This is a genomic window from Rhizobium skierniewicense (genome assembly GCF_014196515.1).
In the GTDB taxonomy this organism is placed as follows: Bacteria; Pseudomonadota; Alphaproteobacteria; order Rhizobiales; family Rhizobiaceae; genus Agrobacterium; species Agrobacterium skierniewicense.
The window spans coordinates 1-5,986 of the sequence record NZ_JACIDV010000026.1; the positions used below are offsets into that span (position 1 = coordinate 1).

Consider the following 5,986-nt stretch of genomic DNA (forward strand, 5'->3'; position numbering starts at 1 on the left):
TCGTGGCGCTTGCGTGGTGAACCTGGCCCATAGTGCATCCTTCCATTCACTGGAAAATATCGCACCATCAAATGCCGGGATCAAACACCTAGAGCGCGCCAAGCAAATCCTTGAGTTCCAGCGCAACGGCTACGACCTGTCCGAATATGAGGATGGCACCGGGCCTGCACGCGCCATGAGCGAGGTGAACTGATGGTTTATCAGTTGATCGATGACGACGCGCAGCAAGCCAGCGCATGTCTTGATGAAACCAAGGCAAAAATCCGTGAAGCTTTCAGCCAGAGCCGGAAGATACCAGCAAAACTGAAAGCCAAAGCGGCGCTTAAAAGGAGCGAGGGATGACAGCAGCAGCACTCGCGCTTAAACAAATACATTCGTTGAAGAGAGAACTGGAGCGTGTCGCTTCTGTCCTTAGCTCTCCTGTGGCTATCCCAGATGCCGATGTCGAGGTCGTTTCATCGTCCGTTTTGTCATGTCACGGTTCGGTGTCTGATCTTTTTGTCATCGCTACACGGGAATATCTGCTCACAAACTACATCTACGACGCTGAAGATGGCCACTTCTATAGAAGCCAGGACATTGGCATCTTTAAAAAAGGCAGTCGCGTTGGTGTCAAAAACAGATTTGGCTATTGGCAGATCAACGGGAAACCAGACGACAACAGGATAGCGAACCTTCGTCTTGCTACCCGTTCTGAGAACTCTCAGAATGCTGCGCCCCAGAGAAACAGTTTTTCTAAGTTCAAAGGGATCTACTTGCACAAGCCAACGGGCAAATGGCTAGCGCGCATCAAAAAGAATGGGGTTCGAAAAAACCTTGGGCTGCATGACACCGCTGAGGCGGCATCTGATGCGTACATAAAAGCGTCAAGAGAAATTTTCGGGGAATTCGCCTTTGTGAATAGACCTGTTGATGACAACAAGGAAAGCGGGGATAGATGACAAATACAGTTGACCTATCCCGCAATGTTCCCCGCCTTGGCTTGAACAGGGCAGAGGTTGCCAACGCAATCGGCGTCAGCGCGAACACGGTCGATCTGATGGTTGAGGAGGGTTTTCTTCCGAAACCAAGGAAATGGCACACACGCAAGGTGTGGCTGGTTTCCGATGTCGTTGCAGCGTTGGCAGCGTGGCCCGAAGAAGGCGGAAGCAAACCAGAGGAAGGCGCTGACGACGGTGATGACTGGCGGGCGTCTGCATGAATGACGTGGCCAATATCAATCTTCCCTATGTCGAGAAGAACAAGAACCGACACGGCACGATGCGATATTACCTTCGCATCGATGGAAAGCGTATCTGCCGACTACCAGATGACATAGACAGCGAAGCCTTCAACAAAGCATATTGGGGAGCCCGCAAGGCTGCACTGCCGCTCATGGAGCGGTCTGGCGAGCCTAAGCCAATATCTGTCGTGGTTAAACCCAACACCTTCCGATGGCTGTGCATGGAATACATGCGGAGCAACCCGTTTCTGGCTCTTGATGAGACCACGCGTACTCGGCGCCGAAACATCATGGAAGGCATGTGGACCGAAACACTTACTGATTCCGATGCCAGACAGTTCGCAGATATGCCGCTCTCCAAGCTTGACGTGTCGAACCTTGAGGTTCTGCGGGATCGCAAGCGCGACGTGCCTTTCGCCGCGGATGAGCGCCTGAAGGTATTGCGCCAGGTTTTCGATACCAAGAAGGATGGGAAAGCCATCGTCGCTAACATTGCGCGACTTGTGCAGCCGTTCAACGCTCACACAGATGGCCACGCCACAGCTACACCGGAAGACATAGAGAAATTCATCGCGCACCACGGCACCAGCTCTAAGGCGGCGCTCTATATCGCGATCCAGATGTATACCGGGCTTCGCGTCTCGGACTTGGCCGCGCTCGGACCACAGCATCGGCGCAAGGATGAATTCAGGTTCCGGCTATTCAAGAACAGAAACCGGACGCCCGTGGATATCATCATCGCCATCCACCCTATTCTTGAGGCTGTTCTGGCAACGCACAAAGTCACCGCTTTGAGCTATCTGGTGACAGAGTTCGGCAAGCCGTTTTCCGTCAAAGGACTCGGCAACAGAATATCGGATTGGTGGAGACAAGCCGGGATGGGGCACCTCACCTCTCACTCTGTTCGGAAAGGTCTGGCAACTGACGTGGCACACAATGAGGCGACAGACAGCATGTTGGAAGCGATGTTTGGCTGGAAGGATGGGAAGACTTCGAAGATATACACCCGCAGCGCAGAGCGTGCGCGGTTGGCCCGTCAGACCGTGGGACGCATCAATTGGGATGGCGTCGGCTCGAAGCTTCTGGTAATTGAGGATGAACCACAGAATGGTGTGGCAGGGTGTGGCAGCGTCGATTGATAACGCTTGATAATTAATTCAAGTGAAAATTGGCAGAGCGTCCACTAAGCGTCTGGAATAGTTGGAAATTCCTATTCCGGGCGAGGCCTCCAAATTTCCTTAAACCACTCCATTTTCAATCGTGATAGAGATGAGTCTCCCAAGTCCTTTATCTGGGTTGGGACGCTGGTGTTGCACGCTTATGATGACACGCTGTCACATGGCGCAACATTCTCCGCGGTGCGGTCTAACGATTTGTCGGTCCGCGACGCGACACCGATGGCCATTCGCCAAGTGTGGTTGATGGCATCCCCGTCTCGTCATCACCTCTCGGGATGAGACTATATCCCATGGACACTCACCGAGGGATCAATGGCCGTCCGGGATCTGTATTTCGCTTGGAACATCCTTCCCACTCGGCAGTTTAGGCTGTCAGGATCGTTGCGCAGAGTGGCAACCCATCACAGACGCGGAGAGAATCATGAAACTGTCCATCGCTTTGGTTAGTGCAGGATTGGCCTTCGCTCTGGCGGGCTGCACCGCCACAGGCTTCAGCGCGACGGCAATCTCCTCCTACAGTCTCGAGCCGATCCCCGGCAGCATCACCTATCGCGGCCAGCCTCGCACAAAGCTGACCAAGTCGCCAGTCGGTAGCACGTTCACGCACAATTTCCGACGCTTCGACGACCGGGTTGTGGAGACCTACCAGATCCAGCCGGACCGCTCACTCAAGATCATAGACCGACGGATCATCAGAAGCTGGTCGATGTTCGGTCGCGACGACTGATGCGGACAGACGGTCCGAGCGGATTGGCCTTGTACTGACGACCGGAACCTTCTAAACGCGCTGTAACGTGGCCGTTATGGATCAATCATGCAAACCCCTTGGAAAAAACCTGTCCTCGTCGCTCTGGAAGAACCTGGTGTTTATGTCAGCATCGAATCGACGCAGGCCGCATCCTGGGCCCTCATTGAGGACTGGCCGGAAGAGGATGGTGAGAAGCTGGATCGCGCGCTCCTCGTTTTTGCAGCCGTCGATGCGGGTAAAAAGAAACCCGAAGATGCTCGTCAAGCCTTCATAGAAGCGGCCATGGAAGCCGGGCTAGACGTAAAGTCATAATGACGCAGGTGGCGTTCAGGTCTTAAATTTCGTGTCACAAACCGTTAGAGCGTTTCTTCGCCCAGACACAAGCGCCCTAGACGCAAACACTAGACAAAGCACCGACCACGCCCAAGGCATCTCATCATGAAGAAAAAAATCCTTTTCATTCTGCTCATCGCTTGTCTGTTCATCAGCATTGTCGGCCACTGGGTTTTCGCGCTGCTTGTGACCTGATTTCGGTGTTACGGCTCCAATAGAAAACCCTCGATTTCACGCCGCTGTCATGGAACTTCGTTAACTTTTGCACGTTCTTCTTTCACAAATCATGAAAGGTAAAAAGATGCGTGACGGTCTGAACAGTGTGCTTGAACTCTCCGTACTGGGCTTTGTCATCGTCACGTGCCTGATGATGGCGAACCCGATCATGTAATGCGGTATTCGACTGGATACGACGCCTACTTTAAATGATTTCAAAAACTGTTTTTCATCGCGAGACTGTCCATCTTCAACTCCGTTTTGCTCTCGCACATCTCACTTTTCTCTACCTTTCGTCTTCCGGCGTGTTGCAATCCGTACGTTGCGCGGTAACGTCCGTGGACATTCCATTGAGAGCGCCCCTTCATGTCTGCACCTTCTTCCGCTTCCAGCCTCGTGTCCGCAGCCATGCTCGCCATCGGCGACGAGCTTTTATCAGGCCGAACGAAGGACAAGAATATCGGTCATCTCGCCGATGTTTTGACCATGTCAGGCATTGACCTCAAGGAAGTTCGCATCGTTGCAGACGAAGAATCTGACATCATCGAGGCATTGAACGCGCTTCGCGCGCGCTACGATTACGTCTTCACGTCAGGTGGTATAGGCCCGACCCATGACGATATCACGGCCGATGCCATTTCAGCCGCCTTCGGCCTACCCTGCGAGCACGATGCCGAGGCCATGCGGCTTCTCGGCGAGATGTACCAGAAGCGTGACATGGAATTCACAGATGCACGAAGGCGCATGGCGCGGATGCCGCGCGGGGCGCAACACATCGTCAATCCGGTTTCCGTGGCGCCCGGCTTCATCGTTGAAAACGTCTACGTCATGGCCGGCGTTCCGCAGGTGTTTCAGGCCATGCTGGACAACGTGATGCCAACGTTGCGCACGGGGGCGAAGGTGCTGTCTCAGGCCGTTCATTCCCCTTACGGCGAAGGCGATATCGGAACGCCGTTGAGCGCGGTTCAGAAAGCCCATCCACAAACCAGCATTGGCTCCTATCCGAAATATGACGGGCAGCGCTTTTCGACGGAGATCGTTGTGCGTGCCCGCGAAGCGGATGCTTTGAGCGCTGCCGCAAGAGACGTCGAGGCTATGCTGGAAACCATCGCACAGCAGAAAGCTGCTCTGTCGGCCTGAACAGATCGACGGTTCAGACGTTTTACATATGGCTGATGTGCCTTGAGCATATCGTCTGCTCACGATTACTGTCGTGACGGCTTTGTACCACAGGCAAAAACGACAGCGCTGGCGCTGAATCCCTAGCGCGGCGCTTCACCCGAATGAGGAGCCCGGTTATGGCTTACAAAACGATACTGGCCGTGATGGATACTGCAGAGAACGCCAACAGACTTGGCGACTTCGCGGTTTCCCTTGCCAATGATTTCTCCTCCCATGTCGTTGGTCTCCACATGGAGACATTTGCGACCGTCCCGCTTGTCGCGCCGATGGAGATGCCGGATCCTGCCACGGTGCAGGCTGTTCAAGAGGTCGCGCATCAGCAGACCACGGACGTCGAACGTATTTTCAATCGAACAATGTCGGACGGTGGCGTTTCGCATGAGTGGCGAAGCTTCATGGCCTCTGTCGGCTATGCAGCAAGCTCTGCACTCGACAGCGCTCGCTGCGCCGACCTCGTCATAGCACGGCAGCCAAACACCTCGGCCCTGTCCGACAGTCGCGCAGATATCGACAGCTTTCTCTATGACAGCGGTCGCCCGGTTCTTCTTGTGCCATACACGTTGGCCAACCCCAGACCGATCAAGCGCGTGCTTGTGGCCTGGAACGGATCGCGGGAGGCAACGCGCGCGACATTCGATGCTTTGCCATTTCTGATCGCAGCTGAAAGTGTCGAGATATTCTCGTTCGGCGCCGATGACAGCGACGACCACACCAAGGCCCTCGCTGGAACCGACCTCGCCTCCACACTCGCCCGCCACGGTGTCAATGTGACTGTCACCTCCCAGGAAAAGGCGCACGGCGTCTCTGCAAAGACCGCCATCGAAACCCGATTGTCCGATAACAGCATCGACCTACTGGTCATGGGTGCTTACGGCCACTCCCGCTGGTGGGAGATGCTGTTCGGCGGCGTGACCCGCACCGTTCTGGACAAGACAACAGCCTTGACGCTGATGTCGCGATAGGCAGACACCAAAGTCGAGACAAAAAAGAACCCGCCGATAACACCGGCGGGTCAGACTGCTGACAAACCCGCCGATTTTTGTCGGTGGGTTTTTGCGTTTTTGGGCTTCTCGTTCAGGTGGTGTTTTCGCGAGCTGGATGGCGCAA

9 protein-coding genes are annotated in these 5,986 nt (G+C 54.7%); all 9 read left to right on the forward strand.

Annotated elements, in window-relative coordinates:
* Positions 1-193: hypothetical protein (locus GGQ73_RS22630; protein ID WP_183897977.1), on the forward strand; the 193-nt coding region annotated here is incomplete at its 5' end.
* 11 nt (positions 194-204) lie between these two features.
* Positions 205-342, forward strand: a complete 138-nt coding sequence (locus GGQ73_RS22635) for a hypothetical protein (protein ID WP_183897978.1) — start codon at positions 205-207, stop codon at positions 340-342.
* Complete coding sequence (locus tag GGQ73_RS22640) at positions 339-941, forward strand: HNH endonuclease (protein WP_183897979.1); 603 nt, start codon at positions 339-341, stop codon at positions 939-941. The genes GGQ73_RS22635 and GGQ73_RS22640 overlap by 4 nt, the downstream gene beginning before the upstream one ends.
* Positions 938-1,201, forward strand: a complete 264-nt coding sequence (locus tag GGQ73_RS22645; protein ID WP_183897980.1) for a helix-turn-helix transcriptional regulator — start codon at positions 938-940, stop codon at positions 1,199-1,201. Before GGQ73_RS22640 ends, GGQ73_RS22645 begins: the two co-directional genes overlap by 4 nt.
* Positions 1,198-2,361, forward strand: a complete 1,164-nt coding sequence (locus GGQ73_RS22650) for a tyrosine-type recombinase/integrase (protein ID WP_183897981.1) — start codon at positions 1,198-1,200, stop codon at positions 2,359-2,361. The genes GGQ73_RS22645 and GGQ73_RS22650 overlap by 4 nt, the downstream gene beginning before the upstream one ends.
* Positions 2,362-2,821: 460 nt before the next feature.
* The gene (locus tag GGQ73_RS22655; RefSeq protein WP_183897982.1) at positions 2,822-3,127 is read left to right on the forward strand and encodes a hypothetical protein; all 306 of its coding nucleotides are present in this window, start codon (positions 2,822-2,824) and stop codon (positions 3,125-3,127) included.
* A gap of 87 nt (positions 3,128-3,214) precedes the next feature.
* Positions 3,215-3,460 carry a DUF982 domain-containing protein gene (locus GGQ73_RS22660; protein WP_183897983.1) on the forward strand — a complete coding sequence of 82 codons (246 nt, stop codon included), beginning with the start codon at positions 3,215-3,217 and terminating at the stop codon, positions 3,458-3,460.
* 603 nt (positions 3,461-4,063) lie between these two features.
* Entirely contained in the window at positions 4,064-4,837 is a 774-nt protein-coding gene (locus GGQ73_RS22665) for a competence/damage-inducible protein A (protein ID WP_183897984.1), read from the forward strand.
* Positions 4,838-4,995: 158 nt separating this feature from the next.
* Positions 4,996-5,841, forward strand: a complete 846-nt coding sequence (locus GGQ73_RS22670) for a universal stress protein (protein WP_183897985.1) — start codon at positions 4,996-4,998, stop codon at positions 5,839-5,841.
* The last annotated feature ends 145 nt before the right edge of the window (positions 5,842-5,986 follow it).